General features: G+C 70.4%; 19 protein-coding genes. 11 read left to right on the top strand and 8 right to left on the bottom strand.

All coding sequences use genetic code 11. The features are described from left to right. Positions 1–5 precede the first annotated feature (5 nt). Entirely contained in the window at positions 6–965 is a 960-nt protein-coding gene (locus tag ACFVAV_RS05925; RefSeq protein WP_379030661.1) for an isopenicillin N synthase family dioxygenase, read from the bottom strand. A 145-nt stretch (positions 966–1110) separates the two neighbouring features. On the opposite strand from ACFVAV_RS05925, the gene cobA reads away from it, so the two are divergent. Continuing rightward, positions 1111–2352, top strand: a complete 1242-nt coding sequence (cobA, locus tag ACFVAV_RS05920; protein ID WP_379030658.1) for a uroporphyrinogen-III C-methyltransferase — start codon at positions 1111–1113, stop codon at positions 2350–2352. Between the two features lie 78 nt (positions 2353–2430). Beyond that, a complete protein-coding gene (locus tag ACFVAV_RS05915) occupies positions 2431–3891 on the top strand; it encodes an MFS transporter (RefSeq protein ID WP_379031801.1) in 1461 nt (486 codons plus the stop codon). A 9-nt stretch (positions 3892–3900) separates the two neighbouring features. Here the strand turns inward: ACFVAV_RS05915 and ACFVAV_RS05910 are convergent, their stop codons facing one another. After that, a complete protein-coding gene (locus ACFVAV_RS05910) occupies positions 3901–4314 on the bottom strand; it encodes a PPOX class F420-dependent oxidoreductase (RefSeq protein WP_379030655.1) in 414 nt (137 codons plus the stop codon). Positions 4315–4414: 100 nt separating this feature from the next. On the opposite strand from ACFVAV_RS05910, the gene ACFVAV_RS05905 reads away from it, so the two are divergent. Further along, a complete protein-coding gene (locus ACFVAV_RS05905; RefSeq protein WP_379030652.1) occupies positions 4415–5035 on the top strand; it encodes a metal-dependent phosphohydrolase in 621 nt (206 codons plus the stop codon). A gap of 6 nt (positions 5036–5041) precedes the next feature. On the opposite strand, the gene ACFVAV_RS05900 is transcribed toward ACFVAV_RS05905, so the two are convergent. The 3 genes from ACFVAV_RS05900 to ACFVAV_RS05890 all read right to left on the bottom strand — a co-directional run bounded on the left by ACFVAV_RS05900 (position 5042) and on the right by ACFVAV_RS05890 (position 8229). Then, positions 5042–6289 carry a hypothetical protein gene (locus ACFVAV_RS05900; RefSeq protein ID WP_379030650.1) on the bottom strand — a complete coding sequence of 416 codons (1248 nt, stop codon included), beginning with the start codon at positions 6287–6289 and terminating at the stop codon, positions 5042–5044. Between the two features lie 183 nt (positions 6290–6472). Beyond that, positions 6473–7342, bottom strand: a complete 870-nt coding sequence (locus ACFVAV_RS05895) for an SGNH/GDSL hydrolase family protein (RefSeq protein WP_379030647.1) — start codon at positions 7340–7342, stop codon at positions 6473–6475. A gap of 194 nt (positions 7343–7536) precedes the next feature. Beyond that, positions 7537–8229, bottom strand: coding sequence for a type 1 glutamine amidotransferase domain-containing protein (locus ACFVAV_RS05890; RefSeq protein ID WP_379030644.1), 693 nt, complete (start codon positions 8227–8229; stop codon positions 7537–7539). A gap of 94 nt (positions 8230–8323) precedes the next feature. Here ACFVAV_RS05890 and ACFVAV_RS05885 point away from each other — a divergent pair, with 94 nt between their 5' ends. The 4 genes from ACFVAV_RS05885 (at position 8324) to ACFVAV_RS05870 (ending at position 10788) form a co-directional block, all read left to right on the top strand. Then, complete coding sequence (locus tag ACFVAV_RS05885; protein WP_379030641.1) at positions 8324–9250, top strand: LysR family transcriptional regulator; 927 nt, start codon at positions 8324–8326, stop codon at positions 9248–9250. Between the two features lie 91 nt (positions 9251–9341). Beyond that, positions 9342–10022 carry an NADPH-dependent F420 reductase gene (locus ACFVAV_RS05880; protein WP_379030638.1) on the top strand — a complete coding sequence of 227 codons (681 nt, stop codon included), beginning with the start codon at positions 9342–9344 and terminating at the stop codon, positions 10020–10022. Between the two features lie 89 nt (positions 10023–10111). Beyond that, positions 10112–10393: an ArsR/SmtB family transcription factor gene (locus ACFVAV_RS05875; protein WP_379030635.1), complete on the top strand. Its 282-nt coding sequence runs from the start codon at positions 10112–10114 to the stop codon at positions 10391–10393. Beyond that, positions 10393–10788, top strand: coding sequence for a VOC family protein (locus tag ACFVAV_RS05870; RefSeq protein ID WP_379031798.1), 396 nt, complete (start codon positions 10393–10395; stop codon positions 10786–10788). Before ACFVAV_RS05875 ends, ACFVAV_RS05870 begins: the two co-directional genes overlap by 1 nt. On the opposite strand, the gene yaaA is transcribed toward ACFVAV_RS05870, so the two are convergent. Beyond that, positions 10778–11524: a peroxide stress protein YaaA gene (gene yaaA, locus ACFVAV_RS05865; RefSeq protein ID WP_379030632.1), complete on the bottom strand. Its 747-nt coding sequence runs from the start codon at positions 11522–11524 to the stop codon at positions 10778–10780. The two genes, ACFVAV_RS05870 and yaaA, sit on opposite strands and share 11 nt — an antisense overlap. Positions 11525–11627: 103 nt before the next feature. Here yaaA and ACFVAV_RS05860 point away from each other — a divergent pair, with 103 nt between their 5' ends. After that, positions 11628–13376, top strand: coding sequence for a proline--tRNA ligase (locus tag ACFVAV_RS05860; protein WP_379030629.1), 1749 nt, complete (start codon positions 11628–11630; stop codon positions 13374–13376). A gap of 178 nt (positions 13377–13554) precedes the next feature. Next, positions 13555–15306 (top strand): acyl-CoA dehydrogenase family protein, encoded by a 1752-nt coding sequence (locus ACFVAV_RS05855; protein ID WP_379030626.1) that lies wholly within the window; start codon positions 13555–13557, stop codon positions 15304–15306. Positions 15307–15429: 123 nt separating this feature from the next. Here the strand turns inward: ACFVAV_RS05855 and ACFVAV_RS05850 are convergent, their stop codons facing one another. Together ACFVAV_RS05850 and ACFVAV_RS05845 are read right to left on the bottom strand one after the other, a co-directional pair. After that, positions 15430–15867, bottom strand: a complete 438-nt coding sequence (locus ACFVAV_RS05850; RefSeq protein ID WP_379030623.1) for a ferritin-like domain-containing protein — start codon at positions 15865–15867, stop codon at positions 15430–15432. After that, on the bottom strand, positions 15864–16610 hold the full coding sequence (locus ACFVAV_RS05845; protein WP_379030620.1) for a hypothetical protein: 747 nt from the start codon (positions 16608–16610) through the stop codon (positions 15864–15866). Before ACFVAV_RS05845 ends, ACFVAV_RS05850 begins: the two co-directional genes overlap by 4 nt. Positions 16611–16792: 182 nt before the next feature. On the opposite strand from ACFVAV_RS05845, the gene rimP reads away from it, so the two are divergent. Continuing rightward, complete coding sequence (rimP, locus tag ACFVAV_RS05840; RefSeq protein WP_379030617.1) at positions 16793–17422, top strand: ribosome maturation factor RimP; 630 nt, start codon at positions 16793–16795, stop codon at positions 17420–17422. Beyond that, entirely contained in the window at positions 17419–18447 is a 1029-nt protein-coding gene (gene nusA, locus ACFVAV_RS05835) for a transcription termination factor NusA (RefSeq protein ID WP_379030614.1), read from the top strand. The genes rimP and nusA overlap by 4 nt, the downstream gene beginning before the upstream one ends. Positions 18448–18501 lie beyond the last annotated feature (54 nt).

The following is an 18501-nucleotide window of genomic DNA, read 5'->3' as shown; positions in this document are numbered from 1 at the left end:
GACGTTCAGCCGAGGGTGATGGCGTCGAGCCGGATACGCAGGAATTCGGCCGACACCACCGGCGGCCCCTGCCGCACCCGCCCGATCGGCGGTGCGAGCGGAGTCACCACGGCATCGTGGTCGAGCTCGTAGAAGTAGATGAGGGAGACCAGGTCCTCCTCGGGTGCGTGGGCCTGCGGGGGCAGCACCCGGTGCCTGCCCGACAGCCAGCGCTCGCCGCTCCAATAGGCGAGCAGGTCACCGATATTCACTGTCAGCGCGGCCGGATCGTAGGGCGCGTCGGCCCAGCCGCCTGCCTCGGTGTACACCTGCAGGCCACCAGCGCCCGGTTCGCGATCGAGCACCGTGACGGTGCCGAAATCGGTGTGCGGGCCGATCCGGAACTGGCCGGGTTCCGGTTCGCCGACGCTGGTCAACGGGGGATAGTGGTTGATGTTGCAGGTCCAGGTCGGGCGGGCGGCCAGGTCGGCGAACGGGTTGTCCGGCAGCGCGAGCGCGGCGGCGAACAGGGCGAGCAGCTCGTCGGAGAGTGTGCGCATCGCGGCCGTGTACTCCGTCAGCAGGGCGCGCAGTTCCCGCACCTCGGCGGGCCAGACGTTGGGCAGGAACCACATCCGGTCCACCGCCGGATCGCCGACGGCGGTGTCGGCGCCGACCGCGAAGGTCTCCTTGAGATCGGGTGGCGTCGCGGTGCCCTCGGCGTAGCCGTTGGCCTCGCGGCCCGGGCCGATCCAGCCGCGTCCGCCGACCGTCACCGCGTACCGCTCCTTGACCGCGTCGGGCAGGGCGAAGAAGCGGCGGGCGGCCGCGCGGACCGCGGCGGGCAACGCGGGGTCGACGCCGTGGCCGTGTACCAGCAGGAAGCCGGCCCGGCGCAGGCCTTCGTCGACCTCCCGTTCGACGGCGCGGGCCGCGTCGCCACCGGTGCGCCAGCGGGCCAGGTCTACCGAGGCGATGCCGCTCATGCCGGTGTCTCCTTCGTCGTAGGCCACTCGAGCAGTGCGTCGGGCTGGGTCATGGACTCCACTGTCCTGCCTGGTCGTCCGGTCGGCAACGAATGTCGGCGGGCCCGTTCGGCGTCCGGCGAGCCAGGAACTAGGCTCCGACATTGTGCCGAACACGTCTGACACCGCATCGACCCCGCCCGCCGGAGACCCGAACTACCTGGTCGGGCTCGATCTGCGCGGGCGCAGAGTCGTCGTCGTCGGCGGCGGCACCGTCGCCCAGCGCAGGCTCGGTCTGCTCGTCGCCGCCGGCGCGGAGGTCCATGTGGTCAGCAAGGCGGTCACCCCGGCCGTCGAGGGCATGGCGACCGCGGGTCAGCTCACCGTCGACCTGCGCGCCTACGCCGACGGCGATCTCGACGGCGCCTGGTACGCGATGGCCTGCACCGACGAACCCGAGACCAATGCCGCGGTCGTCGCCGAGGCGACGGCGAAGCGGATCTTCTGCGTGCGCGCCGACATCGCGCGCGACGGCACCGCCGTCACCCCCGCCACCGCCCGCTACGACGGGCTGACTCTCGGCGTCCTGGCCGGTGGGGCGCATCGGCGCTCGGCCGCCGTGCGCAACGGGCTGCTCGAAGCGCTGCAGTCCGGCGTGGTGACCGATGATTCGGAGCCGGTGACCCCCGGTGTCGCCCTCGTCGGTGGTGGGCCGGGCGATCCCGATCTGATCACCGTGCGCGGCCGCAGGCTGCTCGCGCGCGCCGATCTGGTGGTCGCCGACCGGCTCGCGCCGCCGGAACTGCTCGCCGAGCTGGGCCCGCACGTCGAGGTGATCGACGCCGCGAAGATCCCCTACGGCCGCTCGATGGCGCAGGAGGCGATCAACGTCGCGCTCGTCGAAGGCGCGAAGGCGGGCAAGTTCGTCGTCCGGCTCAAGGGTGGCGACCCGTATGTGTTCGGCCGCGGCTACGAGGAGCTCGAGGCCTGCACCGAGGCGGGCATCCCGGTGACGGTGGTGCCCGGCATCACCAGCCCGATCTCGGTGCCCGGCGCCGCCGGCATCCCGGTGACCCATCGCGGGGTGACCCACGAGTTCGTCGTCGTCAGCGGGCACGTCGCCCCCGACCATCCCGATTCGCTCGTCGACTGGGCCGCACTGGCCAAGTTGCGTGGCACCCTCGTGCTGATGATGGCCGTGGAACGGATCGACAAGTTCGCCGACGCGCTGCTCGCCGGTGGCCGTCCGGCCGATACCCCGGCCGCGATCATCCAGGAGGGCACGCTGCGCACCCAGCGGGTGGTCCGTGCCGATCTGGCCACCGTCGCCGCGAAGGTCAAGTCCGAGGGCATCCGCCCGCCCGCGATCATCGTCATCGGCCCGACGGCCGGTTTCGGGCTGGACTAGCTTCACGGGCCGCGCACCCGTGCGTTGCCACCGCGCCAATTACACTGCCTCGTTGTGCTCGAGAAACCCGCTGCGACGATGCAGTATCCGGTGACGAAGCGGGCCTTCGGCCTCGCCATCCTCGTACTGAGCGGCCTGCAGCTCATGGTCGTGCTCGACGGCACCGTCGTGATCTTCGCGCTGCCGCGGTTGCAGGAGGAGATGGGGCTGTCCAGTTCGGGCAGCGCCTGGACGGTGACCTCCTACGGCCTGACCTTCGCGGGGTTGATGCTGCTCGGCGGCAGGCTCGGTGACGCGTTCGGCCGCAAGCGCATGCTGATCTACGGCGTCGGGCTGTTCACCGCCGCCTCGCTGGCCTGCGGCCTGGCCAACGGCGAGGCGATGCTGCTGATCTCGCGCGCCTTCCAGGGCGCGGGTGCCGCGATCGCCGCGCCGACCGCGTTCGCGCTGGTCGCGACGACCTTCGCGCCGGGACCGGCCAGGAACCAGGCGATCGCGATCGTCGGCTCGATGGCGGGCATCGGCTCGGTCGGCGGCCTGGTCGTCGGCGGCGCGCTCACCGAGTTCTCCTGGCGCTGGATCTTCCTGATCAATGTGCCGATCGGCGCGCTGATCGTGCTCGGCGCGATCTACAAGCTCACCGACACCGCCCACCACCGCACCCCGCTCGACATCAAGGGCGCGATCTTGGGCACGCTCGCCTGCGCGACGATCGTGTTCGGCGCGACCGAGGGTCCGGCGATGGGCTGGGACAGCCCGGTGATCCTCGGTTCGCTGATCGGCGGGTTCGCGCTGCTGGTGATCTTCGTGCTCACCGAGCGCCGCGAGTCCGATCCGCTGTTGCCGTGGTCGTTGTTCGACAGCCGCGACCGGGTCGCCACCTTCGCCCTGATCTTCCTGGCGGGCGCGGTGCTGGGCGCGATGACGTTCTTCGTCGCGCAGCTGCTGCAGAACGTGCTCGGCTACAGCCCGCTGCAGGCCGGTGTCGCCTCGATCCCGTTCACCATCGGCATCGGCGTCGGCGGCGCGGTGGCGTCCAAGGCGGCGCTGGTGATCGCGCCGCGCTGGCTGCTGTCGGCGGCGGCCGTCGTGCTGGCCTGCGGCCTGCTGTTCGGGTCGACGCTGGACCGGCACGTGCAATACCTGCCGACGCTGCTGGCGCTGCTGCTGGTGATCGGCTTCGGCGTCGGTGTCGCCATGGTGCTGGCGCCGCTGTGCGTGCTGGTCGGGGTGCCGCCGTCGAACATCGGCCCGCTCTCGGCGGTCGGCCAGATGTTCATGAACCTGGCGACGCCGATCGCGATCGGCCTGCTCAGCCCGATCGCCGCTTCGCGCACCCTCTCGCTCGGCGGCCGCGACGGCTTGGCCGCGAACATGTCCCCGACCGAGATCGACGCGCTCAACAGCGGATACGCGCTGGTGCTGCTGGTGTGTTCCGGGCTGGCGGTGCTGGCCGCGCTCGTCGCGCTGAGCTTGCGCTACACCCCGCAGCAGCTGGTGCAGGCCCAGCACGCGCAGGAAGAGGCCCAGCGGAGCTGACTCCGGCGGTCACAGGCGGCCGGCGACTCGGTGCGGGGTGATCCGGACGATGACGCGCTCCGCGTCGTGCACGGCGGCGGGATTGAACTCGCGGTAGGGCTTGCCGGTGTACTTGAGCGACATCTCGTCGGGCAGCTCGCGCTCCGGATCGGGGATGGTCGTCGCCGTGCCACGGATCTCGGCGTAGAGGAAGGGCCGTTCGGGCGGGTTGACCATCACCGTGATCCGGGGGTCGCGCACCAGGTTCTTGGCCTGCTGCCGCTCGACCGTGGTGGAGAACAGCAGGTCGTCGCCGTCGCGTTTGATCCAGACCACGGTCAGGTGCGGATGCCCGTTCGCTCCGAGCGTGGCGACGGTCGCGTAGACCTTCTCCTCGTCCAGATACGACTTCAGTTCCTCGGAAAGCACAGCGGTATCGGTCACGCTCCCGGACAACGCAATCCACGGCGCGCGCATTCCGGAGAACGGATGTCACACCGAAACAGGGTTGTCGGGCGGGACGGGTCCGTCGACACTGGAGGACATGACGTCGTCGCTGGATCTGCTCGACCGCTGGATTGCCCTGGCGGGCCCCGATTCCGCGCAGCTCGGAGCCGGGATCATCGCCCGCTACGCCGAACCCCATCGCCGCTATCACACCGTCGGGCACCTGCGCGTGATGCTGGCCGCGATCGACGAATTGGCCGACAGCGCAACAGATATCGACGCCGTCCGCTACGCCGCGTTCTTCCACGACGCGATCTATGCCGTCGACCGGGCCGACAACGAGGAGCGCAGCGCCGACCTGGCCCGTGACGTCCTCGAATCCCTGGGCGCCGGAAAGCAACTCGTCGCCGAGGTGGTGCGGCTCGTGCTGCTCACCCGCGGTCACGACTCCGAAGCGGGCGACGCCAACGGCGCGGTGCTCTGCGATGCCGACCTGGTCGTGCTCGGTGGCGACCCGGACAGTTACGCCGCCTACGCCGCCGCCGTGCGGATCGAGTACGGGCACGTGCCCGACGATCTGTTCTGCTCCGGTCGCGCGGCGGTGCTGCGGGCGATCGCGAATCAGCCGGTGCTGTTCCGGACCGCGGCGGCGCGCGCCCGCTACGAGGAGCGGGCGCGCGCGAATCTGGCGGCGGAGTTGGCGCAGCTCACGGGATAACGCTGGTCAGTGCAGGCCCTGCGCGGCGGCCATCCTGGCCATCGCCTGTGCGCCCGGATGGAACTGGACCCGGTAGCGGACCGGGAAGAGACCGGGCACGGGCACCAGGTCGACCTCGGTGGCCAGGACATGCCACGGCACCCCGAAGGTGGCGCCGGTCTCCACGTTCGTCAAGGTGACATTGTGGGCGTGCGGCAGCAGTGTCGGGACGGTGTCGGCCCAGGGCGCGTAGGTGGTTTCGATGCCGTCGGCGCCGCGGGTGTGCATCAGCGTCGCGGCGTGGTCCTCGAGGAGTTCCGCCGCGAGGTCGGCGCGTAGCCCGTCGTGCTGCGTGGCGTACACCTGGGCGGCCAGCGTTGCTTCGGCCGACCGGATCGCGGGCCACGCCGGATGGTGCCGCGGCACCGTGAACGGGATGAGCCGGCCGTGCTCGTCGAGGGTGTAGGGCACCGGCGACACCCGGCGGGCCGCGTCGTCGAACAACCCGCGCGCGACCGCGACCAGCTCGCGCACCCGGTGCGGTGAGGTCGCGAAGCCGACGAACACCCCGACGGTGCCCGGCACGAAAACGATCGGCAGCGCACCGGCTTTCGCGCCGAGAGCGGCGATCCAGCCCGCGGCCAGCGGCAGCGCGCCCGCATACATCTCACCGTCCTCGTCGGCCAGGTACAGCAGGCCCTCCGCCGCCTCGAAGACATCGACGATGGCCGACCCGAGTTCGGCCATATTGGCGCGCGCGGTCTCGAACGCGGTGTCCGCGTCGACGCCCCAGTTGGCCAGGTGCTGCGGCGTCACGGATTCCATCGACGTCGGATTGTCGATCACCACCCGCTCCATCAGGCAGGGGAGCAGCGGTCGCCAGACGGTGTTCTCGGCGATCGACAGGCCCTGCACCCGCGTCGCCAGTTCGCCCGCCTGCCGGATCACCGGTCGCAGACGTGGCGCGACCGTCGCCCAGGCGAGACCGGACGAGACGTCCTCGCCGTTGTCGATCAAGCGGTGCAGCCCGAACACCAGGACATCGCCCGCGAGGTCCGCCGGCGCCGCGCTGACGGAACGGTACGGGGTGGCCAGGCTGATCTGTCCCCAGCCACCCGCCGGGGTGGCGTATGTGATGGCGAATTCCGTCGGATCGAACTCGGCGGAGACGATGTCGGGGCGTGCCCGCACGATCGCCAGCGCCCACTCGCCGAACGTCGCGTAGTCGCCGGATTCGCTCCTCCGCTGTCCGAAAACGCCACTGAGAAAACCCATTCGAGCCCTGCTCCACTCCACTGTCGGCCCCTGACCCGGACGAGCGCCGAGGCGCCGTCGCGACGCCACCGGGGTCGGATCGTTGTCACGTTCTCCTGGGCGAGCCGCAGCAGAACCGGCGAACATTACCCGCACCGGGTGCGAATTGCACTGGGGGACAGGGAATCACGGGAGTGATGCAGGTCAGCGGTGGAGCGCGCCGCTGGATTCGACGGCGGCCGAGACGAGTTCGGCGACGCCGCGCTGGCCGGCCAGGGTCGGGTGGTAGGGGAGCAGGGTCTGGTCGGCGACGAGCGGGTCGAACCAGCGCACGGACGGGTCGGCGCACATGCCGAGCGCGGGCGAGGCCGCGATGGTGTCGATGTAGACGGCGCCGTGAGCGGCGGCCGCGCGGGCGACGACGGCGTTGAGGCGAGCGAACTTCGACTGGATGTAGGCGGCGTCGGCGGGGAGCAGGCCGAGCATGGCCGGGCAGCTCGTCTCGCCGAGGTAGGTGGGCCAGCCGTCGACGAAGATCCTCGCGTGGGGCGCGCGGCGGGCGATATCGGTGAGCGCGGTGGCGTAGGCGGGGGCGATCGCGTCGATCTTGCGGTCCCACTCCGGATCCGCCGCCGCGGCGCAGCCGCCGGATGCCGCGGCCGCGTGGCAGTTCAGGATGTATTTGGTCGTGTCGGCGTCGTTGGCGCCGATGTGCACGGTGACGATCTCGGTCGCGGGCCCCAGCGCGTCGAGTTGCGGTCCGACGCCCGGTGTTTGGGAGGCGTAGAGGTCGGGGATCTTCGCGGAGCTACACGTCCGGTCGTCCAGGGCCAGCCCCAGGCGCTCGGCGACCAGCCGGGGAGCGTTGTGGGTGGAGCGCACACAGCGCAGCGGCGCCTCGAGGTCCAGGTTGGCGGCGCCGGTGGTCGCGGCACCGGAATCACCGAGCGCGACATACGCCGTCCCGGCCGCGACCGGGGGCTTGGCCTGTGCCGGTACGAGCGGCAGGGCTGAGAGGGTCAATGCCGCGGCGAGCGCGCGCAGGCTGTTCTTCATCGAACGGCGGTGATCCACATCGCGAAGAGTAGGGCCATGTGTCCCGGGCCACAACCTTCGCTCGACGGCGGACGGCCACCGCCATCGCGAGTGCGACGGCGGCCGGTGACGAGTTCGGACGGCAACCCGGCACAGCTGGAGCGTCTTCCGGCGCGTGGAGACCGGAGCGAAGGGGACGCCGACGGGAGCGGCACTCGTCGACGTCCGGTCCGTCAGAGCGCGGTGAGCATCTCCGCGGCCAGCTTCGCCGAGGACGCGGGGTTCTGGCCGGTGTAGAGGTTGCGGTCGACCTCGATGTGCGGCGCCCACGGCTCGCCCTCGCGGTAGTCGACGCCCAGCGCGAGGAGGCGGTCCTGCAGCAGCCACTTGGCCTTGTCGGCGAGACCCGCCTGGGTTTCCTCGGCATTGCTGAACGCGGCGACGCGGTACCCGGCGAAGGGGGACCGGGCCGCGGCGTCGGCGGTGGCGAGCAGGGCGGCGGGGGCGTGGCAGACGACGCCGAGCGGCTTGCCGGAGGCGAGGGCGCCGGTGAGGAGCCCGGCGGAAACGGGGTCTACGGCGAGGTCTTCCATCGGGCCGTGGCCGCCGGGGTAGAAGACGGCGTCGTAGTCGGCGAGGTCGACATCGGAGAGCGGGATCGGCTGCCGCAAGGCGGTGGCGCCGGACAGGACATCGGCAACGGCGGCCGCGCGCTCGGCGCCGCCGTTCGCGTCGGCGGCCAGGCTCGCCTGGTCGACCGTCGGGACCACGCCGCCCGGGGTCGCCACCGTGACGAGGTGGCCCGCGCCGGTGAACGCCTCGTAGGGCGCGGCGAACTCCTCGGCCCAGTACCCGGTGGGGTGCTCGGTGCCGTCCGCCAGGGTCCAGTGGTCGGCGCCGGTGAGGACGAACAGGATGTGTGCCATCGGATTCCTTCTCCATGTCATCGGGTTCAGTGGCGACCGGTCGTAGTTCCCACGCTAGGGACAGTGGCATTTCCTGACCAATAGACTGGTCGATATGAGACATAGGCCAGCCGATGGGTCGATGGATCTGGTGCAGTTGCGGACCTTCCTGGCCGTCTACCGGACCGGCTCGCTCACCGCGGGCGCCGCGCAGGTCGGTCTGTCCCAGCCGACCGTGACCACACAGATCCAGGCGCTCGAACGGCACCTGGGCAGGCCGTTGTTCGAGCGCCTGCCCCGCGGGGTGACGCCGACGGCCGCCGGTCACGAGCTGGCGGCCCGGGTGAGCGTTCCGCTCGACGCGCTGGAGTCGGTCGTCGGCGGCGCCGGCGCGGACCATCCGCCGCCGGCCGAACCGCCGGTGCTGCTCGGCGGTCCGGCCGAGCTGCTCGCCGTGCAGGCGCTGCCCGCGCTCGCGCCGCTGGTCGCCGACGGTGTGCGGCTCACCGTCACCAGCGGGCTCACCGACGACCTCCTGGCTGAATTGCGTTCGGGGACACTCGATCTGGTCATCGCGACCGCCCGTCCGCGGGGCCGGACCGTCCTCGCCGAACCACTCGTCGACGAGGAGTTCCTGCTCGTCGCCGCGCCCTCGGTGGCGCACGGCATCGACACCGGCCGTCTGCTCGCCGACGGTCCCGCCGCACTCGACGGGATTCCGATCATCAGCTACGCCGCGGATCTGCCGATCCTGCGCCGGTATTGGCGGCACGTGTTCGGGACCCGCCTGGAGACCGAACCGGCACTGATCGTCGCCGACCTGCGCGCGGTGCTGGCCGCGGTGCTCGCGGGCGCCGGGATCAGCGTGCTGCCCCGCTACCTGTGCACCCGCGAACTCGCCGCCGCCACCCTGGTGACGCTGCTCGACCCGGCCGACCCCCCGATCAACACCGGATTCCTGGCCCGCCGAGTCGGCGGCCCGCCCCGGCCGCACGTCGAGCTGGTCCGCGCCCGGCTGACGGAAGCGGCGCGCGCCTGGTGACCCCGGTATTCCCGATACACCCGATCGGTGGGGCATCTCTCGCTCGCCCGCCGAGGGAACAGGCGTACCGGATCGATGGTTGACCGAGCACATGACGACACTCGGATTGATCGGCAGCGGCAATATCGGATCGACTGTGGCGCGGCTGGCGGTGGCCGCCGGAATCGACGTGGTACTCAGCAACTCTCGTGGACCGGAGACACTCGCCGACCTCGTCGCCGAGCTGGGGCCGCGGGCCAGGGCGGCGACGCCGGCCGAGGCCGCGGCCGCCGGTGATCTCGTCGTGGTGACCGTGCCGTTGAAGGCGTATCAGCAGGTGCCGGTGGCGCCGCTGGTGGGCAAGGTCGTGCTCGACACCAACAACTACTACCCCGAGCGCGACGGCGCCATCGCCGAACTCGACGCCGATACCGTCACCACCAGTGAGCTGCTGCAGCGGCACCTGCCCGAATCCCAGGTTGTCAAGGCGTTCAACAACATCTACTTCGAGCATCTCGCCGAACTGGCCCGGCCCGCGGGCGCGGCCGACCGCTCGGCGCTGCCCGTCTTCGGTGACGACCCGGCCGCGAAGATCGCCGCCGCGCACCTGATCGATGCCCTCGGCTACGACGTCGTCGACGGTGGCACCCTCGCCGAGAGCCGGCGCTCCCAGCGCGACACTCCGGTCTATGTCCATCCGTATGCCGTCGCGTGGGATTCGTGGCCGCCGTCGGCCGCCACGACCGGTGACGTCGCGACGGTGCGGGCCGCGCTGGCCGCCGCGGAAGTCTGACCAGGGGATCGTCTACCTGCGTCGATGCTTGACATGCAAGTGGCAGCTTGCCTATTGTTCGAGGGGAGACGACGGGAGGAACGCACGCCGTGACCGATATTTTCCTCGCACTCGCGGACTCGACACGGCGCGCGCTCCTCGACGAACTGGCCGACCGGGACGGACAGACCCTGTTCGAACTGTGCGCGAAGCTCGCCACCAAGCACGGGATCAGTTCGTCGCGGCAGGCGATCACCCAGCACCTGGGAATACTCGAAGCCGCCGGACTGGTGACCACCCGTCGTGCAGGCCGCTACAGGTTCCATCACGCCGACTTCACGCCGTTGCGCGCGGTGTCGGAGCGATGGCCGATCCCCCAGGAGGACACATGATCCGCATCGGTGTGACCAGCATCTTCGTCGACGATCAGGACAAGGCCGAGAAGTTCTACACCGACGTGCTCGGCTTCCAGGTCAAGGACCGGGTGCCGATCGGTGAGTACTACTGGCTGACCCTGGTCTCGCCCGCCGACGTCGACGGCACCCAACTGCTGCTCGAACCCGACCAGAACCCGATCGCCCAGAACTACAAGACCGCCCTCACCACCGACGGCATCCCGTGCATGATCTTCACCGTCGACGATCTCGAGGCCGAATACCGCCGCCTGCTCGATCGCGGCGTCCTGTTCACCCAGCCACCCCAGCCGATGGGCGAGGTCACCACCGCCGTCTTCGACGACACCTGCGGCAATCTCATCCAGCTGATGGGCGCGCCCGCTACTGCGTGATGATGAGAAGTTCGGTGGGGGAGGCGATCTCGGTGCGCAAGCCGGCCTTGGTCGCCACCCGTGCCACCGCACGGATATCGGTCGGCTCGGCGCGGGTCAGGACCAGGGCGCGGGCCAGCAGGCCCTTGTGATGCTTGTTGAAGTGGCTGACCACCGTGCGGGATCCGTCGGGGTGCTCGGTGAGCACGTTGGCGGTGATCGCGTCGGGGACCCGGCCCAGCTGCTGATAGGTGCCCGAGCGCAGGTCGACGACGAGCTCGCCCGCGGCCTCCGCGTAGAGGGCGTCGGGCAGCACGTCGCGCCACAGCGCCGACAAAGTCGGCAGGCCGGGCAGTTTGGTGCCGCCGGAGAGGCGATAGGCCGGGATCGGGTCGCCCGCGCGGATCGCGCCGAACAGGGCGGAGCCGATGCCGAGGCGCGCGTATGCCTTCGCCCGCTGCACCTTGGTGAACGACTTCGCGTCGAGCGCGTCGTAGAGGACGCCGGTGTAGCGCTCCAGCGCGGGCCGGGTCGGCGACGTGCGCAAGCTCGCGTTGCGGGCGATCTCGGCGTCGGCGCCCTTGCCCAGGCCGAGCGCGGCGGCGGAGGCGGCCGGGTCGGCGGCGAGCTGCACCACCTCGGTGACCAGCTTGTCGCGCACCGCGGTGAGCTGCGGCATCGCCAGATCGGCCAGGTCGAGGGGCGCGCCCGTTCCGCCGTCGGACTTGGTTTCGGAGGGAGGCAGCAGCACCAGCACGATCGCCTACGGTACCGGCGTCGTCCCGCGGCGCGGGCGCTGGTGGCCCGGAACCGTTATCGGCTTGCACGGCGCCCTGGACCAGGGACTACTCTGTGCATCCGTGATCACCCGCCTCTCCCGCCTGTTCCTGCGCACCCTGCGAGACGATCCCGCCGACGCCGAGGTGCCAAGCCACAAACTGCTGGTTCGCGCCGGCTACGTCCGCCGCGTCGCTCCCGGCGTGTACTCGTGGTTGCCGCTGGGCCTGCGCACGCTGCGCCGGATCGAGGACGTGGTGCGCCAGGAGATGGACGCCACCGGCGCCCAGGAGATCTCCCTGCCCGCGCTGCTGCCGCGCGAGCCCTACGAGACCACCAACCGGTGGACCGAATACGGCGACGCCCTGTTCCGTCTGCAGGACCGCAAGGGCGGCGACTACCTGCTCGGCCCCACCCACGAGGAGCTGTTCGCGCTCACCGTGAAGGGCGAATACAACTCGTACAAGGATCTGCCGGTCACGCTGTACCAGATCCAGGCCAAGTACCGCGACGAGGAACGTCCCCGCGCCGGCATCCTGCGCGGCCGCGAGTTCACCATGAAGGACTCCTACTCCTTCGACCTCGACGACGACGGCCTGGCCACCAGCTACGCCACCCACCGCGCGGCCTACCAGCGCATCTTCGATCGCCTCGACGTCAAGTACGTGATCGTGGCCGCCACCTCCGGCGCCATGGGCGGCAGCGCCTCCGAGGAATTCCTCGCCGAGAGCCCCGTCGGTGAGGACACCTACGTGCGCTGCGTCGAGTCCGGGTACGCGGCCAATGTGGAAGCCGTGGTCACGCCCGCGCCCGCGCCGCTGCCCATCGAGGGTCAGCCCGCCGCGGTCGAGTACGACACCCCGAACACCCCGACCATCGCGACGCTGGTCGAGTGGGCCAACGAGGCGAAGGTGCTCGAGCGTCCCGTCACCGCGGCCGACACGCTGAAGAACGTGATGGTGAAGCTGCGCCACCCGGACGGCAAGACCGAGATCCTCGGCATCGGCGTCCCCGGCGACCGCGAGGTCGACGACAAGCGCCTGGAAGCCTCCGTCGAGCCCGCCGAGGTGGAACTGCTCACCGAGGCCGACTTCGCCGCCAACCCCTTCCTGGTGAAGGGTTACATCGGCCCGAAGTCGCTGCAGGCCAACGGTGTTCGCTACCTCGTCGACCCCCGCGTCGTCGAGGGCACCGCCTGGATCACCGGCGCCGACGCGCAGGGCAAGCACGTCGTCGGCCTGGTCGCCGGTCGTGACTTCACCCCCGACGGCACCATCGAGGCCGCCGTGGTCCGCGACGGCGATCCCTCGCCCGACGGTGCGGGTCCGCTGGTGGCGGCCCGTGGCATCGAGATCGGCCACATCTTCCAGCTCGGCCGCAAGTACACCGACGCCTTCGACGTCGACGTGCTCGGCGAGAACGGCAAGCCGGTCCGCCTCACCATGGGTTCCTACGGCATCGGTGTCTCCCGCATGGTCGCGGTGATCGCCGAGCAGCAGCACGACGAGAAGGGCCTGCGCTGGCCCGCCGAGGTCGCCCCGTTCGACGTGCACGTGGTGATCGCCAACAAGGACGCCGCCGCCCGCGAGGGCGCCGAGCAGGTCGTGGCCGGTCTGGACAAGCAGGGCCTCGAGGTCCTCTTCGACGACCGCACCGCTTCGCCCGGTGTGAAGTTCAAGGACGCCGAGCTCCTCGGCATGCCGTGGATTCTCGTGATCGGCCGCGGCTGGGCCGACGGCAAGGTCGAGCTGCGCAACCGCCGCACCGGTGAGGCCGAGGAGATCCCGGCCGAAGACGCCGTCACCGCGGTCACCGCGAAGATCCGCGGCTGAGTTCTGATCGGCGAATCGCGCCGTCCCGCAAGCAATGCGGGGCGGCGCGATGGTCGTTTTCGGGTTGTCGGGCGCCGCTGCTGTGCCCCGGGGAACTTACGCCTACGTAGGGGAAACCTGCAGGTCATAGCCTCGAGGCTCGGCGTGGCGGCGTGGCGGCGCTGCTAAGTTAGCTCCCATGACGAGTTCGCCTAGCCTGCTGTTCAACCCCGCCACCTACGACCCGCAGCACTTCGATGCCGAGACGCGGCGGCTGCTGCGCGCCACCATCGAGTGGTTCGAGTCCAGGGGCAAGGCGCAGCTGCTGGCCGACGACCGCGACGCGGTGTGGACCGAGGAGTTCCTCGACTTCGTCGCGAAGGAGAAGCTGTTCGCGACCTTCCTGACCCCGGCCGCCTACGCCGACGGTGACCCGAACAAGCGCTGGGACGCCGCTCGCAACGCGGCGCTGGCGGAGATCTTCGGCTTCTACGGCCTGGCGTACTGGTACGCCGAGCAGGTCACCATCCTGGGCCTGGGCCCGATCTGGCAGAGCGACAACGAGATCGCCAAGCGCAAGGCGGCCGCCGACCTGGACGAGGGTCAGGTCATGGCGTTCGCGCTGTCCGAGCGCGACCACGGCGCCGACATCTACAACACCGACCTGATCCTGACCCCGAGCGAGCCGGGCAGCGCCGACGCCGAGGCGGGCATCCTGTTCCGCGCCAACGGCGAGAAGTACTACATCGGCAACGGCAACGTCGCCTCGATGGTGTCGGTGTTCTCCCGCCGCGCCGATGTCGAGGGCGCCGAGGGCTACATCTGGTTCGCCGCCGACAGCCGCCACGACAACTACCACCTGATCGAGAGCGTCATCCACGGTCAGATGTATGTCAGCCACTTCCGGCTGGAGAACTACCCGGTGACCGCCGCCGACGTGCTGCACGAAGGGCCCGAGGGCTTCTCGGCCGCGCTGAACACCGTCAACGTCGGCAAGTTCAACCTCTGCCACGGCAGCATCGGCATGGTCGAGCACTCGTTCTTCGAGGCCATCACCCACGCCAACAACCGCATCCTCTACGGCAACCCGGTCACCGACTTCGCCCACGTGCGTGGCAATTTCGTCGACGCCTACGCGCGTCTGATCGCGATGAAGCTGTTCAGCGACCGCGCGGTGGACTACTTCCGCAGCGCCTCCCTCGAGGACCGCCGCTACCTGCTGTTCAACCCGATGACCAAGTCCAAGGTGACCTCCGAGGGCGAGGTCGCGATGACCCTGCTGCTGGATGTGCTGGCGGCCAAGGGCTTCGAGAAGGCCACCTACTTCGCGCAGGCCTCCCGCTACATCAACCACCTGCCCCGGCTCGAGGGCACGGTGCACGTCAACGTCGGCCAGATCCTGAAGTTCATGCCGAACTACCTGCTCAACCCGAAGGAGTACCCGGCGATCGGCACCGACCTGGCGCCGGGCGACCAGGAGTTCTTCTGGAAGCAGGGCCCGGCACGCGGCGCGGGCAAGGTGCAGTTCGCCGACTGGACCCCGGCCTACGAGCAGGCCGCCGACGTGCCCAATGTCGGCCGGTTCTACGAGCAGGCGCAGGCGCTGCGCACCCTGCTGCTCACCGCGGCGCCCGACGCCGATCAGCAGAAGGACCTGGACTTCATGCTGACCATCGGCCACCTGTTCTCCACGGTGGTCTACGGCCAGCTGATCCTCGAGCAGGCCGAGCTCACCGGGCTCGACCGCGACGTGCTCGCCCAGATCTTCGACTTCCAGATCCGCGACTTCAACACCCAGGCCACCGCTCTGCTCGGTAAGCCGACGGTCACCGAGGCTCAGCGTGAATGGGCCATCGGCGCTCTGCGCAGCCCCGTCGCCGACGCCGAGCGCTTCAACCGGGTGTGGCAGCAGGCGGAGTCCTACGACGGCGCCTACTCGATGCGCCCGTAGTCGATACGGTTCGGCCGCCTCGCCTCGGGCGGGGCGGCCGACATCCGTCACGTGGGGCAGGTCGCTGTACCGCCGGAGGCGCGTCCCGGTGCAGGAGGAGCCGATGCCCGGATCTGCGGGCGGCTAGACCGCGGTGCGGCCGGGAAAAGCCGTGGTCACCGGATTCGCGCCCAGGATCGCCTGCCAGCGGGCCCGGCGCACCGCGGACTCGGTGAGCGCCTCGGTCGCGGTGGCGCGCACCGACTCGTCGGATGCCCGTTCCACGACGGCGTACCACGCGGCGGCGCAATCGGATTCGACCGCGACCGCCAGGTTGGCCGCGGGGATCGGATCGTTGACCGGGAACGGCGGGTTGTAGGCGGCGTCCGGTGCCTCGGGCGCGGTGCCGCCCGCCTCGAGCAGTTCGATGGTGGCGTCGCGGCGGGCCCGGTGCGCGGCGCTGAACTCGGCGACCAGACGGGCCCGGTCGGCATTGGCGTAGGCCGCGATGACGCCGTAGGAGTAGACGGCGGCGTATTCGCTGTCGAGTGCGCCCTGCAGCGCCTGACGTTGATCGGTCATGTCAGCAGAACTCCTGCCTCGGTGGCGCAGGCCGCGCTGATCGACGCCAGCAGCCCTGCGCGGTAACCGGATTCGGTGCGGGCCAGGGCGGCGGCGGACTGCTGGGAGCGGACCAGCTGATCGCGCAGCTGCGCGATCGTGAGCGGCTGGGCGGGGGTCTGGACGGCCGACGCGGGCACCGGTCGCCCGTCCGGGCCGGGCACGGTGATCTCACCGGTGCGGTGCACCGGGGTGGTGCCGTCGCCGTAGACGCCGATCACCCGGTCGATTTCGGTGCGCAGGGCGTCGGCGTGGGCGCCGCGCTCGGTCGCGATGGTGGACAGCGCCGCCTGGTACTGGGGTGCGAGCGCGATGGCGGCCTGGGCGGCCGCGGCGTCGGCGCGGGCCAGAACCTCTTGCGCGGCAAGCGGATCCGGGGCGTACACGGTGTCGTCCTCGGCGCAGGCGGCCAGTGCGGTCAGTGCCGGCAGCCCGACGGCGGTCGTGCCGACGAGCCGCAGCACAGAGCGGCGCCGCCAGCCGCCCCGCGCCATGAAGGCTGCGGTTGGGTGCTGAGCGGCCGAATGCCGGTGTGCCGGTGCGGCCGAGGTCGGCAGCGCGGGGGCTGCGGGGGATATCGATCCGGTGTGCTGCGGGGCGACCAGGCCGGACGACTCGACCGTCATCGGGCGGGATTCGTGCCGGTCGGAGCGCATGCCGGAAGGTCGCCCGGCGCTCGGCGGGGCGGTATGGCGGAAGGGCACGAACACCATCGTGCCAGATCCGCCGACGGTGGCCCGCCCGCGTCGCGACACGACGAGGCACGCCGGGGCGGACCGGTGCGCGACGCCCAGTGGCTGGTCCTTTACACTCTCGGAGCGCGTTACGCTAGACCTTCGGCGTAGAAATTTCCGATCGCGTCACAACTGAACCAGGAGCCGCCCATATGCCGATGCCCACCGAGGAAAGGGTGAGCCAGCTCGTCGCTGAGCTCGTCGCACGCCGGGGATTCGACCTCGAGGGCGTTGCGATCGCGTCTGCGGGCAAAGACGAATTGGCGCCGGTTCGGTTGAAGGTCACCGTCGACAGCGACGGTCCGGCCGATCTGGACGCCATCGCCGAGCTCAGCCGGGAGATGTCCGAGCTGCTCGACGAAGCGGGCGACTTCGGCGAATCCGCCTACCTGCTCGAAGTGACCACCCCCGGCGTCGACCGGCCGCTGACCGCCGAGCGGCACTGGCGACGGGCCCAGGGACGCAAGGTGAAACTCGCGCTGCGCGAGGGCGCCGAACCGGTCGAGGGCAAGGCCCGCTTCGAAGCGCGGGTCGGCCTGCTCGCCGACGACGGCACCGTGGCGCTCGTCCTCGGTGGCAAGAACAAGCCGCACCGGGTGCACGTGCCGCTCGCCGACATCGCCTCCGCGGTGGTCCAGGTCGAGTTCAACGCGCCGGGCGCCGCCGAACTCGAACTCGCCGGCGGCATCGCCACGGGTCGACCCGTACCGGGCGAAGAGCCCGCCGACCTCGCCGCTGCAGGCCAACACAGTGACTCTCCCACCGAAGGGGTTGCGGAATGAATATCGAAATCGAAGCCTTGCGGGCGATCGTCGCCGACAAGGGCATCCCCATCGAGACCGTGATCTCGGCGATCGAGTCGGCGCTGCTCACCGCTTATCGGCATACCGAGGGCCATCAGCCCAACGCCTACATCGACATCAACCAGAAGACCGGTGTGGTCAGGGTGATGGCGCGTGAAATCGACGCAGACGGCAACCTCGTCTCCGAATGGGACGACACCCCCGAGGGGTTCGGCCGCATCGCCGCGACCACCGCTCGCCAGGTGGTGCTGCAGCGGCTGCGGGATGCCGAGAACGAGAAGTCCTTCGGCGAGTTCTCGACCCATGAGGGCGACATCGTCGGCGGTGTGGTCCAGCGCGACGCCAGGGCCAACGCCCGCGGCATCGTGGTGGTCCGGATCGGTAGCGAGGCCCACGGCGCCGAGGGCCTGATCCCCCCCGCCGAGCAGGTGCCGGGGGAGACCTACGAGCACGGCGACCGGATCAAGTGCTACGTCTACGGCGTCTCCCGTGGTCCGCGTGGCCCGCAGATCCAGCTCTCGCGCACGCACCCGAACCTGGTGCGCAGGCTGTTCTCGCTCGAGGTGCCCGAGATCGCCGACGGCTCGGTGGAGATCGTCGCGGTGGCCCGCGAGTCGGGTCATCGCTCCAAGATCGCCGTGCGGTCCACCGTGCCCGGCGTGAACGCCAAGGGCGCGTGCATCGGCCCGATGGGCCAGCGCGTGCGCAACGTGATGAGCGAGCTGGCGGGCGAGAAGATCGATATCATCGATTACGCCGAGGACCCGGCGACCTTCGTCGGCAATGCGCTCTCGCCGTCGAAGGTGGTTTCGGTCACCGTCGTCGATCCGGAGGCCAGGGCGGCGCGGGTGATCGTGCCGGACTTCCAGCTGTCGCTGGCGATCGGCAAGGAGGGCCAGAATGCCCGCCTGGCCGCCCGTCTGACCGGCTGGCGTATCGATATCCGCAGCGACGCGGCTCCGGAACCGGGCGACTCGGTCCGGCCGGAGGCGCACCGTAGTTGATCGAAATTCGGGAATCCCGACCCCCGGATGACATGTTCGTAACTTCGGAAGGGG

Source organism: Nocardia sp. NPDC057663, from assembly GCF_042799895.1.
Lineage (GTDB): Bacteria > Actinomycetota > Actinomycetes > Mycobacteriales > Mycobacteriaceae > Nocardia.
Note: the sequence above shows the minus strand (reverse complement) of the source record. Positions and strands in the feature narration are given on the sequence as shown.

What these genes read in the sequence shown, in the direction of transcription:
- ACFVAV_RS05885 (WP_379030641.1), top strand. Translation starts at nt 8,324, where the DNA reads ATGAGACATAGGCCAGCCGATGGGTCGATGGATCTGGTGCAGTTGCGG.
- ACFVAV_RS05855 (WP_379030626.1), top strand. Translation starts at nt 13,555, where the DNA reads ATGACGAGTTCGCCTAGCCTGCTGTTCAACCCCGCCACCTACGACCCG.
- ACFVAV_RS05900 (WP_379030650.1), bottom strand. Translation starts at nt 6,289, where the DNA reads ATGGGTTTTCTCAGTGGCGTTTTCGGACAGCGGAGGAGCGAATCCGGC.
- ACFVAV_RS05925 (WP_379030661.1), bottom strand. Translation starts at nt 965, where the DNA reads ATGAGCGGCATCGCCTCGGTAGACCTGGCCCGCTGGCGCACCGGTGGC.
- ACFVAV_RS05905 (WP_379030652.1), top strand. Translation starts at nt 4,415, where the DNA reads ATGACGTCGTCGCTGGATCTGCTCGACCGCTGGATTGCCCTGGCGGGC.
- ACFVAV_RS05890 (WP_379030644.1), bottom strand. Translation starts at nt 8,229, where the DNA reads ATGGCACACATCCTGTTCGTCCTCACCGGCGCCGACCACTGGACCCTG.
- nusA (WP_379030614.1), top strand. Translation starts at nt 17,419, where the DNA reads ATGAATATCGAAATCGAAGCCTTGCGGGCGATCGTCGCCGACAAGGGC.
- ACFVAV_RS05915 (WP_379031801.1), top strand. Translation starts at nt 2,431, where the DNA reads ATGCAGTATCCGGTGACGAAGCGGGCCTTCGGCCTCGCCATCCTCGTA.
- rimP (WP_379030617.1), top strand. Translation starts at nt 16,793, where the DNA reads ATGCCGATGCCCACCGAGGAAAGGGTGAGCCAGCTCGTCGCTGAGCTC.
- ACFVAV_RS05850 (WP_379030623.1), bottom strand. Translation starts at nt 15,867, where the DNA reads ATGACCGATCAACGTCAGGCGCTGCAGGGCGCACTCGACAGCGAATAC.
- ACFVAV_RS05880 (WP_379030638.1), top strand. Translation starts at nt 9,342, where the DNA reads ATGACGACACTCGGATTGATCGGCAGCGGCAATATCGGATCGACTGTG.